Annotated in this window: 11 protein-coding genes; 8 read left to right on the top strand and 3 right to left on the bottom strand. The window is 71.4% G+C overall.

Translation table 11 applies throughout. The features are described from left to right. Window positions 1-114 precede the first annotated feature (114 nt). The 5 genes from ACZ7L4_RS41855 to ACZ7L4_RS41835 all read left to right on the top strand — a co-directional run bounded on the left by ACZ7L4_RS41855 (window position 115) and on the right by ACZ7L4_RS41835 (window position 6,707). A complete protein-coding gene (locus tag ACZ7L4_RS41855; RefSeq protein WP_472110348.1) occupies window positions 115-1,509 on the top strand; it encodes an extracellular solute-binding protein in 1,395 nt (464 codons plus the stop codon). A gap of 36 nt (window positions 1,510-1,545) precedes the next feature. Beyond that, the gene (locus tag ACZ7L4_RS41850; RefSeq protein WP_472110347.1) at window positions 1,546-2,499 is read left to right on the top strand and encodes a carbohydrate ABC transporter permease; all 954 of its coding nucleotides are present in this window, start codon (window positions 1,546-1,548) and stop codon (window positions 2,497-2,499) included. 28 nt (window positions 2,500-2,527) lie between these two features. Continuing rightward, window positions 2,528-3,403 carry a carbohydrate ABC transporter permease gene (locus ACZ7L4_RS41845; RefSeq protein ID WP_472110449.1) on the top strand — a complete coding sequence of 292 codons (876 nt, stop codon included), beginning with the start codon at window positions 2,528-2,530 and terminating at the stop codon, window positions 3,401-3,403. Window positions 3,404-3,426: 23 nt separating this feature from the next. Continuing rightward, the gene (locus tag ACZ7L4_RS41840) at window positions 3,427-5,046 is read left to right on the top strand and encodes a glycoside hydrolase family 13 protein (protein ID WP_472110345.1); all 1,620 of its coding nucleotides are present in this window, start codon (window positions 3,427-3,429) and stop codon (window positions 5,044-5,046) included. A 242-nt stretch (window positions 5,047-5,288) separates the two neighbouring features. After that, the gene (locus ACZ7L4_RS41835) at window positions 5,289-6,707 is read left to right on the top strand and encodes a PP2C family protein-serine/threonine phosphatase (RefSeq protein ID WP_472110343.1); all 1,419 of its coding nucleotides are present in this window, start codon (window positions 5,289-5,291) and stop codon (window positions 6,705-6,707) included. 48 nt (window positions 6,708-6,755) lie between these two features. On the opposite strand, the gene ACZ7L4_RS41830 is transcribed toward ACZ7L4_RS41835, so the two are convergent. Further along, window positions 6,756-8,255: a DNA-binding protein NsdB gene (locus ACZ7L4_RS41830; protein WP_472110341.1), complete on the bottom strand. Its 1,500-nt coding sequence runs from the start codon at window positions 8,253-8,255 to the stop codon at window positions 6,756-6,758. Window positions 8,256-8,488: 233 nt separating this feature from the next. Here ACZ7L4_RS41830 and ACZ7L4_RS41825 point away from each other — a divergent pair, with 233 nt between their 5' ends. Together ACZ7L4_RS41825 and ACZ7L4_RS41820 are read left to right on the top strand one after the other, a co-directional pair. Further along, entirely contained in the window at window positions 8,489-9,643 is a 1,155-nt protein-coding gene (locus tag ACZ7L4_RS41825; RefSeq protein WP_399229780.1) for an aminoglycoside phosphotransferase family protein, read from the top strand. A gap of 302 nt (window positions 9,644-9,945) precedes the next feature. Next, window positions 9,946-11,910: an N-acetylmuramoyl-L-alanine amidase gene (locus ACZ7L4_RS41820; protein ID WP_472110447.1), complete on the top strand. Its 1,965-nt coding sequence runs from the start codon at window positions 9,946-9,948 to the stop codon at window positions 11,908-11,910. A gap of 22 nt (window positions 11,911-11,932) precedes the next feature. Here ACZ7L4_RS41820 and ACZ7L4_RS41815 read toward each other — a convergent pair whose 3' ends face one another. Together ACZ7L4_RS41815 and ACZ7L4_RS41810 are read right to left on the bottom strand one after the other, a co-directional pair. Beyond that, window positions 11,933-12,430, bottom strand: coding sequence for a hypothetical protein (locus ACZ7L4_RS41815; RefSeq protein WP_306319468.1), 498 nt, complete (start codon window positions 12,428-12,430; stop codon window positions 11,933-11,935). A gap of 65 nt (window positions 12,431-12,495) precedes the next feature. Continuing rightward, the gene (locus ACZ7L4_RS41810; RefSeq protein WP_472110339.1) at window positions 12,496-15,378 is read right to left on the bottom strand and encodes an ATP-binding protein; all 2,883 of its coding nucleotides are present in this window, start codon (window positions 15,376-15,378) and stop codon (window positions 12,496-12,498) included. A gap of 142 nt (window positions 15,379-15,520) precedes the next feature. Between ACZ7L4_RS41810 and ACZ7L4_RS41805 the strand changes: the two genes are divergently transcribed. Next, the gene (locus ACZ7L4_RS41805) at window positions 15,521-16,243 is read left to right on the top strand and encodes a leucine-rich repeat domain-containing protein (protein WP_472110337.1); all 723 of its coding nucleotides are present in this window, start codon (window positions 15,521-15,523) and stop codon (window positions 16,241-16,243) included. Window positions 16,244-16,248 lie beyond the last annotated feature (5 nt).

Raw genomic sequence — 16,248 nt, 5'->3', positions numbered from 1 at the left:
CTCGGTTGGCGGTGCTTGAGTGTGGCTCGCTCCGGCACCCCGGCCCCACCGACCGGGGTGCCGCGGCCTCCACGTTCCTGCCTGCACAGGCTCAGGCCCTGAGGGGACCCACCGATGAGAAGCACTTCCGTGAAGGTTGTCGTCACCGCGTTCGCACTGGCCTCGCTCGCGGCCTGTGGCACCAGCAGCAGCTCGGACGACGGCGAAGGGGCGGGCGGCGCCGGCTCGAAGGCCGACATGAGCGCCCCGCTCGACCCGAAGACCAAGGTCTCGCTGACCATCGACTGCATGCCGCCGAAGGCGAAGGCGGCGGAGCGGCGGCAGTGGAACGAGGACGTCAAGACGTTCAACCAGAAGTACCCGAACGTCACGATCAACGGAAAGTCCACGGCGGGCCAGTGCGAGGAACCGGCCCGGTTCACCGCCGCGCTCAAGGCGAAGTCCCAGCCCGACGTCTTCTACACGTACTTCACCGATCTCCAGCAGGTGCTCGACAACAACGGCGCCGAGGACATCACCCCGTACGTCACGAAGAAGACCGTCCCCGCGCTCGACTCCATCGACCCGAACGTGCTGAGCGCGCTGAAGAAGGACAACAAGCTCTACGGCCTGCCCACCAGCAACTACACGATGGGCCTGCTCATCAACCGCAAGCTGTTCAAGAAGGCCGGACTCGACCCTGACAAGCCGCCGACCACCTGGACCGAGGTGCGCACGGCCGCGAAGAAGATCTCCGGGCTCGGGGGCGGCATCTCCGGATACGGCGAGTACAGCGCGGAGAACACCGGCGGCTGGCACTTCACGGCGACGATGTACGGGCTCGGCGGCGACGTCGTCTCCCCCGACGGCACGAAGGCCGCGTTCAACGACGCGACCGGAAAGCAGGTCGCCCAGCAGCTGCACGACATGCGCTGGAAGGACGACAGCATGGGCAGGACGCAGTTGCTGAAGTGGGGCGACCTGCAGAAGCAGATCGCGTCGGACAAGCTCGGCATGTTCCTCGCCGCGCCCGACGACGTGACGTACATGGTGCAGCAACTGGGCGCCGACTACGACAACTTCGGGATGGGCCCGATCCCCGGCGGCAAGGCCACGCTCTTCGGCGGCAACGACTACATGATCAAGAAGGGCTCCTCGCCGGACAAGATCAAGGCCGCGATCGCCTGGCTGAACTTCAAGACGCTCACCCCCGGCAAGGGCCAGTTCGACTGGGCCAGGACCAAGGAGGACAAGCTCCCGGTCGGCCTGCCGCAGCCGAACTTCTTCACCGGCGCCACCAAGGCGGACGACCTCCAGTCGCGCACGAACAACGCCACCATGCCGGTGCGCAACTTCGAGCCGTTCATGGCGAACCCGGTGCGCGGCAAGGCGGAGCCGCCGAAGGCGCAGGAGGTCTACAAGGTCCTCGACAACGTCATGTCGGGCGTCCTGACCAACAAGAACGCCGACGTGGACAAGCTCCTGTCCACCGCCGAGCAGCAGGTCAACCAGGTGCTGGCCAACCAGTGAGCCGTCCAGCCGCCACCTGTGATCCGAGGAGTGACCATGTCGGCCCCGACACTGCCCGCGAAGCCCCGGCAGTCCGCACCGCCCGCACGAAAGCACCAACTCACCACACCTGACGGCTCGTTGGCACGATCCGTGCGGCGCAACCTCTCCGCCCACGGCTTCCTGATCGGTGCGGTGCTCTGCTTCTCCTTCTTCTCCTGGTATCCGATGGTCAGGGAGTTCCTGCTGGCCTTCCAGAAGACGAAGGACGGCCGCACCACCTGGGCCGGCTGGTCCAACCTGACGTACGTCTTCAACGACCCGGCCTTCTGGCAGGCCTGGCGCAACACGCTCCTGTTCACGGCCCTGGCCCTGCTCCTGGGCTTCGCCGTCCCGTTCCTGGTGGCGGTCCTGCTCAATGAATTCCGGCACGGCCAGGGCTACTTGCGGATGCTCGTCTACCTCCCCGTGATGCTGCCGCCGGTCGCCTCCGTGCTCCTGTTCAAGTACTTCTACGATCCGGGCTACGGCCTGTTCAACCGGGTGCTCGGCGTCTTCGGGATTCCGGAGCAGCAGTGGCTGCAGTCCACCGACACCGCGATGCTGTCGGTCGTCATCGCGGCGACGTGGATGAACATGGGCGGCGCGACGCTCATCTACCTCGCTTCGCTCCAGGGCATCCCGGGCGAGCTGTACGAGGCCGCCGAGCTGGACGGCGCGGGCCTGTGGCGCAAGATCTGGCACGTGACGATCCCGCAGACCCGGCTGATCCTCTCGCTGATGTTCCTGATGCAGATCATCGCGACGATGCAGGTCTTCACCGAGCCGTTCCTGCTGACGAACGGCGCGGGCCCGGAGGGCTCCACGACGACCGTCGTCTACCTGATCTACCAGTACGCCTTCAATTTCAACAACTACGGCGGCGCGGCGGCCCTGGGCCTCGTCCTGCTCGTCCTGCTCGCGGCGTTCTCCGCCGTGTACGTGCGACTGAGCCGCGCATCGGACGACTGAGGAGACGGCACCCATGGCAACCGACACGATGCGCCCGCGCACCCTGATCTCCCCCGCCCAGCTCGGCCGGCGCCGGGGCAGGATCCTCTACTGGACGGTCCTCGGCCTCACCACGGCCCTGTTCACGCTGGTCTTCCTCGGCCCGCTGTACTGGATGGTGACCGGCGGGCTCAAGACCACGGCGGAGATCGTCCAGTCCCCGCCGACCCTGGTGCCCGACAGCGTGCACCCGAAGAACTACCGGTCGGCCTGGCAGGTCATGGACCTCGCGGGGCTCCTCTTCAACACCCTCTACTACGCGTTCGGCGCGCTCGCCTTCCAGCTCGTCCTCGACGTGGCCGCCGCCTACTCGCTGTCCAAGCTGCGCCCGCTGTTCGGCAACGTCGTCCTCGGCATGATGCTGGCGACGCTGATGATCCCGGCGACCGTGCTCGTCGTCCCGCAGTACCTGACGGTGCTCGACGTGCCGATCTTCGAGCGGAACCTGCTGAACAGCCCCTGGGCGATCTGGCTGCCGTCCGTCACGAACGCCTTCAACATCTTCCTGCTCAAGCGGTTCTTCGACTCGATCCCGCAGGAGCTGCTCGACGCGGCGTCCATCGACGGCGCCTCGTCCCTGCGCACGCTGCGCTCGATCGTCCTGCCGGTCTCGCGGCCGATCCTCGGCGTCGTCTCCATCTTCGCGGTGGTCGGCGTGTGGAAGGACTTCCTCTGGCCGATGCTGACGCTGCCCGACCCGGCGAAGCAGACGCTGAACGTCGGCATCTACTCGCTGTCGAACGGCGTCCCGCAGAACCAGCTGATCGCCGCGCTCACCATCGCGTCCGTGCCGACGCTGATCATCTTCCTGCTCTTCCAGCGGAACATCATGAGCGGTCTCACCGCCGGCGGCCTCAAGGGCTGACCGTCCCGCTCCCTCCTCTTCATGTGACCCTTGCGCGAAAGGACCCCTTCGTGGTGGCCGACGACTGGTGGCACAGCGCTGCCATCTACCAGGTGTACGTCCGCAGCTTCGCCGACGGCGACGGTGACGGCACGGGCGATCTCGCCGGTGTCAGGTCCCGCCTGCCGTATCTGGCCGGGCTCGGCGTGGACGCCATCTGGTTCACCCCCTGGTACCGCTCACCGCTCGCGGACGGCGGCTACGACGTGGCGGACTACCGGGCGATCGACCCCGCGTTCGGCACCCTGGCCGAGGCCGAGAAGCTGATCGCGGAGGCCCGGGACCTCGGCATCCGCGTGATCGTGGACATCGTGCCGAACCATGTGTCCGACCAACATCCGTGGTTTCGGGCCGCGTTGGCGGCGGGCCCGGGCAGCCCCGAGCGCGAGCTGTTCCACTTCAGGCCGGGGCGCGGCGCGCACGGCGAACTGCCGCCGAACAACTGGCCCTCCCAGTTCGCGGGCGACACCTGGACCCGGGTCCCGGACGGCGAGTGGTACCTCCACCTCTTCACACCCGAGCAGCCCGACCTCAACTGGGCGCATCCGGCGGTCCGCCAGGAGCACGAGGACGTGCTGCGCTTCTGGTTCGAGCGGGGCGCGGCCGGCGTGCGCGTGGACTCGGCCGCCCTGCTCGCCAAGGACCCCGCTCTCGCCGACGCGGCCGGCGACGACGACACGAGCGGCTATGTCGACCGGGACGAGCTGCACGCCGTGTACCGCTCCTGGCGCGCCGTCGCGGACGAGTACGACGGCGTCCTCATCGGCGAACTGTGGGTCCCCGACCCCGAGCGCTTCGCCCGCTATCTGCGCCCCGACGAGCTGCACACCGCCTTCAACTTCGACTTCCTGACCTGCCCCTGGGACGCCTCGGAGCTGCGCGCGTCCATCGACCGCACCCTCGCCCACCACGCCCCGGTGGGCGCGCCCGCCACCTGGGTGCTGTGCAACCACGACGTCACGCGCACGGTCACCCGCTACGGCCGCGCCGACACCCGCTTCGACTTCGCCACGAAACGGTTCGGCACCCCGACAGATCCCGGCCTCGGTCTGCGCCGGGCGCGCGCGGCGGCGCTGCTCTCGCTCGCCCTGCCCGGCTCCGTGTACCTGTACCAGGGCGAGGAGTTGGGGCTGCCGGAGGTGGCGGTGGACCGGGCGCACATCCAGGACCCGATGCACGCCCGCTCGGGCGGCGTCGACCCCGGCCGCGACGGCTGCCGCGTCCCGCTGCCGTGGACGACCCGGGGAGCGACGTACGGATTCGGGGACCCGGACGCCCGCGAGACCTGGCTGCCGCAGCCGCCCGGCTGGGGGGCGTACGCCGCCGAGAGCCAGGAGGACGACCCGCGCTCCATGCTCTCCCTGTACCGGAGCGCACTGCACCTGCGGGCATGCCAACCGGGCTTTCAGGGACCAGAGTTGACGTGGCTGAGCGCGCCGCGAGGGGTACTCGCGTTCGCCCGCGGACACGGACTCGTGTGCGTGGTCAACCTCGGCGTGGAGCCGGTCCCCCTGCCACCCCACCAAGGAGTGCTGCTGACCAGCGAGCCGCTGGACGGCGACGGGCGGCTGCCCTCCGACACCGCGGCCTGGCTTCGTACGTAGGTTTGTCTACGCCGATCAATGGGGCACGGATCACCGGACGTATGAACGCGGCATACGCCACACCCGGGCTGGCGTTCGAACGGGGTCCACCAAAGAGGCCACCTGGAGGACATGGGCATATGCTGGAGGCACCACCGCATCGTGTATGGCCAAATCCCTTACGGGGCAACGCGGCCTGTGCCAAAGTCTTTAGCGGTCCTTCCGTCAGCCCTGGCCACCTGTGCCCGCATCGGAGTTTCCTCATGCCGCCCCATGCCTTCGCGGACCGCCCCGCCGGCCAACCGCCGGAGCGTGGCGCCGTCGACGCGCTGATCTCGCAGACGCGTCGCCTCCTGGGCGACGTCGACGCGGTGCGCCGCGAATCGGTGATGACGGACGAGACCGACCCCGAGTCCCGCTGGCAGCGCGCCCTGTACGAGCTGGCGGTGCACCAACTCAGCGATCTCGACCGGCACTTGGCGCAGCTGCGGGAGGGCCCCGACCCCCTGGCCGCCCTGCCGTCCCAGCGCGTCACCGCGACTCCGCCGCCCGGCTCGCTCCTGAGCCGGGTGGGCAGCGCCGAATGGAATCTGCTGACCGACGAGGCCACCTGGTCCGGCGAGCTGTACCAGATCCTCGGCAGGGACCCCGCCGCACCCGCGCTGACGCTCGACGAGCTGCCCGCCCTGGTGCACGCGGACGATCAGCCCAAGCTCACCGCGATGGTCACCGACTGCCTGATCGACGGCAAGCCGATCGACGGGGAGTTCCGCGTCGTGCGCCCGGACGGCTCCGCGCGCACGGTGCACATGATGGGCGAGCCCGTGCTCGACGCCGATGGTGCGACCGCCTCGATGTGGGCGGTCGTCCGCGACGTCAGCGAACTGCGCCGCAGCCAACGCGCGGTGAGCGAGACCCGTGACTCGCTCCAGCGCCAGCGGCACATCGCGCAGACCGAGCACCGGCTCGCGGTCGAGCTGCAGGAAGCCGTGCTACCGCCGTGGCGTGGCTCCCTGCGGCTCCCGCACAGCGGTCCCGGCGGCCTCGATCTGGCCGCCCGGTACTTCCCCTCCTCCGTCGGCAATCTCGTCGGCGGCGACTGGTACGACGCGCTCGAACTGCCGGGCGGCCGCACCCTGTTGACCGTCGGCGACCTGACCGGGCACGGCGTGGCCGTCACGTCCGGCATGGCGATGCTGCTCGGCGCGGTGCGCGGCATGGCGATGTGCGACACCCCGCCCGGCGAGCTGCTCGGCTCGCTCAACCACCTCCTCGACTCCACCGTGCAGCCGGCCCTCGGCAGCGCCCTGTGCTGCCGGTACGACCCGGCTGCCCGCACGCTGGCGTGGGCGCAGGCGGGACACCCCGCCCCCCTGCTGTTCCGTGACGGGACGGGGCGTGCGCTCACGCCACCCGACGGCGTCCTCCTCGGTGCCACGTCCGGCGCCGCCTACGGGCAGGCCGAGGAGCCCTTGCGCTCCGGAGACCTGCTGCTCCTGCACACGGACGGGCTGGTGCCACGGCGTGGCTCGACCGCCTCCGTGGGCCGACTGCTCGCACTTGCCGGGCCGTTGACCGCGGCCCGCGACGCACAGGACTGCCTACGGGTGCTCCAGGAGGAGTTCGGTCAGGGCGAGCGCGAGGACGACGCCTGTGTTCTCGTCGCCAGGATCGGTTCCTGACGACGTACGCGTGCCTGTTACGACCGGGACGGCCGGAACCTCCGGCCGCTACGCCTGGATCCGCTTGCCCGAGGACCTCGGCAGCGCCAGCTTGATCTCCTGACGCAGGTCGTCGATCTTCGGGTAGTCCGCGTAGTGACCGGTGAGCCGGTACATCTCGCGCAGCCGGTCCCAGGTGCGGTGCGAGGAGTTGGAGCCCATCGAGTTGAGCGCCAACCGCGCGTACCTGTCCGCCTGTTCGGGGTCGTCGGCGATGAAGCAGGCCGAGGCCATCGACAGATGGTCGAAGATCTTCGAGCGGTCGCGGCCGCCCGCGCGCAGCGCGAGGGCCTCCTGGGCGTGCCGCTGCGCGATCACCGCGGCGGACGGATCGTGCTCGGCGAGCGTGCGGTAGGCCAGGGCCTGCATGCCGTGCAGATCCGCCTCGTCGAACATCTGCATCCAGGTCGGCGGCGGCACGTCGCCCTTGTCGGAGACGAAGAGCTCCTCCGCCTGGCCGAGCGTGCGGCGCATCGCCTGGCCCTTGCCCATGGACGCCTGCGCCCAGGCCTCGATGGTGTAGAGCATCGCCTTCGTACGCGGCAACACCTGGTCGCCGGAGCCGGACTTGGCGAGCTTCATCAGGTCGAGCGCCTCGCCGGGCGCCCCGAGGTGGATCTTCTGACGGGCGGCCCGGGACAGGGCCTCGCCGGCGCGCGGCCGGTCCCCGCCCTCGCGCGCGGCGTGCGCGGCGATGACGAAGTACTTCTGGGCCGTGGGTTCCAGGCCGACGTCGTGGGACATCCAGCCCGCGAGGACGGCGAGATTGGCGGCGACGCCCCACAGGCGCCGCTGCAGATGGTCGGGGTGGCGGTAGGAGAGCATTCCGCCGACTTCGTTGAGCTGGCCCACGACCGCCTTGCGCTGCAGCCCGCCGCCGCGGGACGCGTCCCAGGCCCGGAACACCTCGACCGAGCGCTCGAGTTCCTCGATCTCCTGCGACCCGATGGGGGCCGCCTCGTATCGGTCGAACCCGGCCGCGTCGGCGTTGGCCGGAGAGGACAGCGGATCGTCGGTCCTGGGGGCATCGGCCACGAGGGCCGGGTCGGTGTGCAGCCAGTCGTGCATGGCGCTGCTGAGTGCGGAGCCTGCGGCGAGCGCGGCACCCGCGCCCACCAAGCCGCGTCGGTTGAGCATGAGGTCCATTCCCGTGAATTCGGTGAGGACCGCCGCTGTCCGCTCGGGCGCCCACGGCACTCCGTCGGGACCCTGTTGCTCCGGGCCGCCGCCTTGCCGTTTCCCTACGCGCCCGTGTCGGACGAGACCGAGGTCCTCGATGGTCACGACACGGCCGAGTCGCTCGGTGAACAGCGCCGCCAGCACCCTGGGCACCGGATCGCGCGGGATCTCTCCCATGTCGATCCACCGCCGCACCCGCGAGGTGTCGGTCGCCAGCTGCGCGTGGCCCATGGCCGCGGCCTGCCGGTTGACCATTCTCGCGAGTTCGCCCTTGGACCAGCCGGCCAGGCCGAACAGGTCGTTCAGGCGGGTGTTGGGTTGTCCGTTCACGTAAGCCCCCAGGTTCTCGGCTGAAATTGACAGTAGCCCCCTGTCAGTTGCAGGGCGACTATTCGCCAGGGTTCGCCAGGGTGCGCCAGCTGTTGTGCTCTTGGGCGCCTGGTGTCAGGTAGGAGTGCGCCACCCCGACCCGGTCGCCGCAGGGCATTCCCCAGGGTGTACCGAATCGGCCGGGCCGGGACGGCGCAGCAACTCACTGGCACACGAAGGGATCTGTTTCGCCCATGTACGCAGCATCGTCCTCCGTGTCCGCCCCGCCCCGGCCGCTGCGCCCCGCCCGTCCGGCGGTCGGCGGGAGCGGCCCGTACCTCGACCCCGCGCGGCCCGCGGCTCCGACGCTGAACGGCATCGCCCGGCCGCGTCGCGCCCCGGGGATCGGCACGCAACCGCTCAGCGGGAGACTCGACTTGTCCGGCCCCCAGGGCGCCCAGCTGCGCACGGCCATCGCGTCGGTGCACCGGATCTGCCCGGAGTTCCATCCGGTGCAGGTGTTGCGCCGTTCCCCGCGCTCCGTGCTCCTCGTCGGTACGACAGGGCGCAGCACCGCCGTCGCGAAGTGTTTACTGGATCACGCCCCCGCCTACACCGCGCGGATCCGGCACGAGATAGCCGCATACCGCTCGTTCGTCCGACACCGGCCGCCGGTGCGGGTGCCCCGGCTCATCGCCGCGGACCCGGACAACGGCACGCTGGTGATCGAGCGGATGCCCGGCCGGGTGGCGGCCCTGCAGCGCCACCCGGCCGAGGCTCCGCCGAGGGCGGATGTGCGCGCCGCGCTCGGCGCGATCTGCCGGGTCAACCAGTGGCGGCCGCCGGCGGGCACCTTCGACGCGCCGCTGGACTACGCGGCGCGGATCAACCGCTTCCACGACCTGGGTCTGCTCACCGACCGGGACATGGGCGACCTGCAGAAGCTGCTGCACGGGATCGCGCACACCGCGGGCCGCGGCGGGATGGGCCAGTTCTGCCACGGCGACGCCCTGCTGTCGAACGTGCTGCTCGCTCCCACGGGTCCGGTGCTCGTGGACTGGGAGCACGCGGGCTGGTACCTGCCGGGCTACGACCTGGCGACGCTCTGGTCGGTGCTGGGCGACGCCCCGGTGGCGCGGCGGCAGATCAGCCAGCTCGCGCAGTCCGGCGGCCCGGCCTCCCGGGACGCGTTCCTGGTCAATCTGATGCTCGTACTGACGCGGGAGATCCGCACGTACGAGACGGCCGTGCAGCGTTCCCTGCACGAACAGACCCCGGCGGCACCGTCGGTTCAGGCCCATCCCGGTGCTGCGCCGTCCGGTGAGGAGCAGCGGCTGTTGCTGCGCCGTCTGCACGACGACTGCAATATGGCCCGCAAGGCGGTGCGAGCGGCAGTCGGCACTCGCTGACGGGGACGACGATCCGCGGGACGCCCGGAGGAAACAGGGCGCACCGCGGATCTTCGTGTGCGGGGGCACTCATTGGTTCACACCACTGACGCGCCGCAGGCGGTCGCACCACCCTCGGCGAAAGCTCCGCACACGCCTGTTGACTTGGGAAATCCAGGGGAATCAACCCTGCGCGACGCATGATTGACGGATCGTCGGCGAGCCGATAGCACTGACCCACCATCGGCCCGCGAGTACCGCGCTCCCATCCGTTCCCGGCGTTCCCCCTGGAGGCACCATTGCACCGGTCGACCCGCTCCCTCATTGGCAGACGCAACAGGCGTGCGCTCGGCGCCCGGGCGGCCGGCGGCACGGTCGCGGTGGCCGCGCTGCTGGTGCCGCTGCTCGGCGCGGCCCCGCCGGAGGCCTCGTCCGGCGCCTCTTCCACCCGGCTGCAGGACGCGTTCGCGTCGGCGGCGGCCGAGTACAAGGTGCCGCAGAGCGTGCTCCTCGGTGTGTCGTATCTGCAGTCGCGGTGGGACGCGCACGACGGGGCGCCCAGCGTCACCGGCGGCTACGGCCCCATGCACCTCACCGACGCACGCGCGGCGCTCAAGCACGCGACGCGGCACAGCGAGGCGGCGGGCGACCCGCGCGGCGACGACTCGCGGGCGCCGCTCAAGGCCTCGCAGGCCGTGCCGGAGGACAGTCAACTCCCAGCCAGGCTGAGGACGTTGCCCCGCGCCGCGAAGCTCGCCGGTCTGTCGGCGAAGCAGCTGCGCACCGACCCCGCGGCGAACGTACGCGGCGGCGCCGCCCTCCTCGCGGCCGCCCAGAAGAAGCTCGGCAAGCCGCTCAGCGACCGGCCCGCCGACTGGTACGGGGCGGTCGCGGCGTTCTCCGGCGCGGACGACGCAGCGACGGCGGGCACGTACGCGAACGATGTCTTCGCGGTGATCCGCGACGGCGAGCGGCGCACCACGGACGCCGGCCAGGAGGTCACCCTCCGCGCCCGGCCCGACGCCGAACCGCAGGCCGCGCAGATCGAGAGGATGGGCCTGCGCAGGGCGGATGCGGACGGGACCGAGTGTCCGAAGACGGTGTCCTGCGAGTGGATCCCGGCGCCGTACGAGGAGTTCGGCGACGGGGACTACGGCAATCACGATCTCGCGGACCGCCCGAAGGACCAGAGCATCGACTACATCGTCATCCATGACACGGAGGCGACGTGGGAGCAGACGCTCAAGCTGGTCCAGGACAAGACGTACCTGGCGTGGCACTACTCGCTGCGCTCGACGGACGGGCACATCGTGCAGTCCATCAAGAACAAGGACGTCGGCTGGCACGCGGGCAACTGGTACGTCAACGCGAAGTCGATCGGCCTGGAGCACGAGGGCTTCCTCGCGCAGCCGGACTCCTGGTACACGGAGGAGATGTACCGGTCGTCGTCGCGCCTGGTGAAGTACCTGTCGAAGAAGTACGGCATCCCGCTGGACCGGCAGCACATCCTGGGTCATGACACGGTGCCGGGGCCGACGACGGCGAACATCAAGTCGATGCATACGGACCCGGGCCCCTACTGGGACTGGTCGCACTACTTCGCCCTGATGGGCAAGCCGTTCCACCAGACGGCGGGGCCGAACGGCGGCCTTGTGACGGTCGCCCCCGAATTCGAGGCGAACCGGCCGGAGTTCACGGGCTGCGAGAAGCCGGGCGTGGCCTGCGCGCCGCACGGTTCGAGCGCCGTGCGCCTCTATTCGGAGCCCAGCGAGGACGCTCCGCTGATCAAGGACATCGGGCTGCGGCCCAATGGCGACCCCTCGACGATCGACGTCAACGACATGGCGTCGCGGGTCTCCGCCGGCCAGCAGTACGCGGTCGCGGGACGCGAGGGCGACTGGACGGCCATCTGGTACCTGGGCCAGAAGGCCTGGTTCAAGAACCCGTCCGCGCAGCCGACCGCCGTACCGGCCAAGGGACTTGTGGTGACGCCGAAGCCGGGCGCGAGCGAGGTGCCGGTGTACGGGCGGGCCTATCCGGAGAAGGAGGCCTACCCGTCGGGCATGACGCCGCAGGCGATCTCACCGCTGCCGTACAAGCTGCTCGCGGGCCAGCGGTATGCGACGGGCGGGACGACCAGGGGCGAGTACTTCTACTCCCCCACGTTCGACACGTCCTCGCACAAGGTGGTCAAGGGCAAGGACGTGTACTACGAGATCCAGTTCGGACACCGCGTCGCGTGGGTGCGGGCGGCGGATGTGCAGGTGCTGCCGTCGACCGTGTCCTGAGCGACTGACGTACGCGCGCTGCTCAGCCCTGCTGGAACAGCTCCGCCGGCAGCGGCTTGAGCAGCGCGTACAGGTCGTCCGTGATCGGGCGGTCCCAGGAAGCGATGGTCACGAGGACGTTGTCACTGCGGTCGAACTGCACGCAGGAGATCCGCGTCTCGGAGAGCTTCAGGCGGCGCACCACGAGGAGGTTGTCGCCCTGCATCACCGGGACGTCCTCCACGTCGGTGACGGTGACTTCCTCGTCGTTCTCGAGCGCCACCAGGAGCTGGGCGACCTCGAAGGGGATCTCGCCCTCGCCGACCTCACGGGCCGGGGAGCCCTCGGGCAGGTTTCCGATGACCATGGCGGGGCCGCGGCCGCCGAACAGGTCGTAGCGCAGGAAGACACCCTGGCAGGTTCCGTCGGGGGCGGGCAGCAGACCGGCGCCCAGGTTGCCCGGCCAGTCGCCCGGATCCATGGCCAGGACGTCGAAGTCGGGACCCGCGGGGGTCGCAGCGCGGCGGCGGAGGAAGGACATGCGCTCCATAGTACGTCGCGCGCGGCGTCGCCCGGCGCCGGGGTTTGCGCAGCTGCGGGCGGCCGTTACTCCCCCAGCGCCGCCGCCAGGCCCTTCACGTCCGTGCCCAGCTTGCGGTACGCGGACGAGAGGAGGCGGACCACCGTGGGCTCGTCCACGCGCAGGTCCCGGGCGATCTCCTGCGGGCACAGGCCGCGCGCGGCACACCGTGCCGCCGCCCGCTCCCTCGCGGTGAGTGTGTCCGTGACCGCGCCGTGCAGGGGCCGTGGTCGCAGCCCGGCCGCGGCCAGCTCGTCACGGGCCTGCTGGGCAAGTCCGTCGGCGCCGCAGCCGACCGCCGCGTCGAGCCCCCGGTAGAGGTGGTCGGCGGCGTCCTTGGCGCGGCCCTTGCGGCGCAGTTCCGCGCCGAGCGCGACGAGCGAGCAGGCCAGCTCGTAGCCCGCGGGCGACCGCTCCAGCTGGGCGACCGATTCCTCCAGGAGCTTGGCGCGCTCGGTGCCGGTGGAGACCTCGGCCAGCGTGCGCAGGGCCTGGCCCACGGCGGACGGCGCCCCGTAGTGCCGGGCCCGCTCGACGGCTTCCTCGGCGAGGGCCCGGGCCCGCTCGGGCGCGTCCGGGGCCTCGGCGCGGGCGAGGTGCAGCCGCCAGGGGCACCAGGCGGGGTTGCGCATGCCGCGCGGGTCGAGGCGGCGGCCCGCCGCGGCGAGCTCCTCGGCGGCGTCCTCGGTGCGGCCGAGCGCGAGGAGGAGCTCGCCGTACACGGTCTGTGCGTCGGGGAAGACGACGGCGGCGGGGAACGGCGGTCCGAAGGCGTGCTCCTCAGCGACCTCCTTGGCCTCCGGGGCCCGGCCGCGGGCGAGCAGCACCTCGACGAGGGTGCCGACGGCGTACCAGTGGGCGGGGGTGCCGGGTCCGACGCGGCGGGCGAGGCGCAGGCCCGCGCGGACGAAGTCCTCGGCCTCGGCGAGCCGCCCGCGCCGGTAGCGGATGTAGCCGAGGAGCGTGTACGCGAAGGAGAGGTGGGCGCCGCGCCAGCCGGCCTGCTCGAAGTCGGCGATGCCCTCGACGAAGAGTTCCTCGGTGCGGCCGGGGCGGTCGGCGTAGAGGAAGGCCATGGCGACGAGGACGGGGACCTCGAAGCCGCGGTCCTCGTCGGCGGCCCAGCGCAGTCCGCCGGCCAGGGCGCGCTCGGCGTGCTGGATCACCGTGTCGACGGGCTCGCCGCGCAGGGTGGCGTCCCAGGTGCGCAGGCCGATGAGGTAGCGCTCGGTGAGGTCGCGTCCGGTGAGCCGGTCGGCGAGTTTCGCGAGGCGCCGGGAGCGGGCCGGGGAGTCGGGTTCGTCGGCGCGGAAGGCGTCCCACATGAACTGTTCGGCCTGCATGCGCAGCCGTACGCGGGGGTCGTCGGTGAGGCGGATCTCGCGGGCGAGGGTCTCGGATGCCTCGGCGAGGCGGTCGGTGTGGGCGAGGACCTGGGAGAGCCGGTAGACGATGCCGTGGCGCAGGGCGGGGTCGGTGATGGGTTCTTCCAGGGCGGCGCGCAGGTGGTTGACGGTGGTGGCGGGCTCGGTGAGCAGGGAGGCGCTGCCGAGTTCGTAGAGGACGGCGGCGCGGTCGTCGAAGGCCGGGGGTTCGCGCAGGGCGCGGGCGAGGTAGCGGCGGGCGGCGTCGGGGGCGCCCGCGCGGATGGTCTCGGCCGCGGCGGCGCGCAGCTGCCGCACGACCCACGGGTCGCCCTCGGGGTGGGTCTCCAGGAGGTGCCGGGCGGCGGCGCAGGGGCCGAGGCCGGCGTCGAGGACGGTCCAGGCGGCCTGTCCGTGCAGGGCGACGCGGATGCCGCCGGGGATGGCGCGGTAGACGGCGGTGGCGATCAGGGGGTGGACGAATTCGAGGGAGTCCGCGCCCTTGAGGACGCGCGCCGCCCTGAGCCGGTCGGTGGCGTCGGCGGCCTCTTCCGATCCCAACCCGGCGACGTTCGCGGCGAGTTCGGGCGCGATCTCGGTGCCGAGGACGGCGCAGGCCCAGGCGAAGCGGACGGTGGAGGTGCCGAGGCGTTCGATGCGGGCGACGAGGCCGCTGCCCTTCGCCGCGGCGGCGAGGTCGCGCAGCAGGTGCGCCCCGTTCTCGGTGGGGACGAGGCCGCGGTCGCGCACCTTCGCGGTCAGCTCGACCGCCTCGAAGGGGTTGCCCGCGGTGACGGCCCAGCATTCGCGGCAGAACGCGTCGTCGGCGTGGCCGCCGAGCGATTCGCGGACGAGTCCGGCGATGGCGGTGGCGCTGAGCGGTTCGAGTCCGAGGGCGCGGCGGCCCGAGCGGCCGGGCAGACCGCGCAGGGCCTCCGCGTGATCGGGGAGTTCCTCGGGCCGGTAGGCGACGACGAGGAGGAGCGGCAGTTCCTCGGCGCGCGGGGCGAACGCGGCGAGCCAGCTCAGGGACTCCGGGTCGGCCCAGTGGGCGTCGTCGAGGACGAGGACCATGGGGGCCTGTTGCACGGCGAGGTGGGTGAGCACCCAGTCGAGGCCGTCGCGCAGGCCCTGCGGGTCGGGTGGCGCGCCTTCGGTGGGGGCGCACAGGCCGAGGGCGGGGCCCACGATCGCGTACCAGCTGCCGAGGGTGGCGTGCAGGTCGGCGGCGGAGGCGCCGGCGAGGCGCGGCTGGAGGAGCTGGCGTGCGACGTGGAAGGCGACGCCCTGCTCCTGGTCGCCGCCGCGTGCGTACAGGACGGTGCACCCTTTGGCGGCGGCCTTGCGGCGCACTTCGGCGAGGAGGGTGGTCTTGCCGAGTCCGGCGGTCGCGGCGACGGCGAGCAGCGCGCCGTGCGGCCGGTCCGGGGGCTCTCCGCCGTCCCGCGGGATGCCGGTCAGCTCGTTCAACACCGCGTCCACGGCGGCGAGTTCGCTGTCCCGCTCGAACAGCCGCCGCCGGCCCTTGCCATCGCTCCGCACCATGGCGCACCCCCACCCGCGGCGCGGTCGCGCACCACGGTTTCCAGGGACCTCAGCGTACGCCGGGGCGCCCCCGCCGGAGTGTGCTGCGCCATTCTCGGTACGAAATCGGGTGCCGATTCCGGTGCCGCTAAGGTACGCGTCCATGACAGTGACGGTGCTCGACTACTGGCGGGGCGATCTGGACGCCGTACCCGACGAGGTGTGGCGCCATCCCGAGTTGCGGGTGCTGCTGCTCGCCGACAATCGGCTCGCACACCTCTCCGAACGCATCGGCACGCTGACGCGCCTGCACACCCTGGATCTCGGGCACAACCGGCTCACCTCGCTCCCTGCGGAGCTCGGTTGCCTCACGGGGCTGAGCCGTTTCCTGTATCTGCACGACAACCGGCTCACCGAACTGCCGGAAGCACTGGGCCGCCTCGACCGGCTCGCGTATCTGAACGTCGGCGAGAACCGGCTCACCGCGCTGCATTCCACGCTCGGCGCGATGGCCGGGCTCGTGGAGCTGCGCGCGCAGCACAATCGGCTCGACGCGCTGCCGGACGGCATCGGCGGGCTCGCCGCGCTGCGGGAGCTGTGGCTGCGGGGCAATCGGCTGTCCACCCTGCCGGCGTCCGTGGCGGATCTGGCGGAGCTGCGGGAGGTGGAGCTGCGGGACAACGCGTTCACCACCGTGCCGGACGCGCTGCGCGGGCTGCCGAGGCTGCGCCGGCTCGATCTGCGCGGCAACCAGCTGCGCGAGGTGCCGGAGTGGGTGGTGAAGCTGCCCTGTCTGGAGAAGCTCGATCTGCGCTGGAACGACGTGTGCTTCGCGCCCGGCCTGCTCGACGGGCTGGCCGGGCGCGGGTGCGTCGTGCTGCGCTGAGCGGC

It is taken from the genome of Streptomyces sp. NPDC107575 (assembly GCF_055657265.1).
This window is presented reverse-complemented; position numbering and strand designations above follow the sequence as displayed.

Bases quoted from the DNA above. Each gene is read 5' to 3' on its own strand.
- ACZ7L4_RS41855 (WP_472110348.1), top strand. From the start codon at position 115: ATGAGAAGCACTTCCGTGAAGGTTGTCGTCACCGCGTTCGCACTGGCC.
- ACZ7L4_RS41850 (WP_472110347.1), top strand. From the start codon at position 1,546: ATGTCGGCCCCGACACTGCCCGCGAAGCCCCGGCAGTCCGCACCGCCC.
- ACZ7L4_RS41845 (WP_472110449.1), top strand. From the start codon at position 2,528: ATGCGCCCGCGCACCCTGATCTCCCCCGCCCAGCTCGGCCGGCGCCGG.
- ACZ7L4_RS41835 (WP_472110343.1), top strand. From the start codon at position 5,289: ATGCCGCCCCATGCCTTCGCGGACCGCCCCGCCGGCCAACCGCCGGAG.
- ACZ7L4_RS41825 (WP_399229780.1), top strand. From the start codon at position 8,489: ATGTACGCAGCATCGTCCTCCGTGTCCGCCCCGCCCCGGCCGCTGCGC.
- ACZ7L4_RS41815 (WP_306319468.1), bottom strand. From the start codon at position 12,430: ATGTCCTTCCTCCGCCGCCGCGCTGCGACCCCCGCGGGTCCCGACTTC.
- ACZ7L4_RS41810 (WP_472110339.1), bottom strand. From the start codon at position 15,378: ATGGTGCGGAGCGATGGCAAGGGCCGGCGGCGGCTGTTCGAGCGGGAC.
- ACZ7L4_RS41805 (WP_472110337.1), top strand. From the start codon at position 15,521: ATGACAGTGACGGTGCTCGACTACTGGCGGGGCGATCTGGACGCCGTA.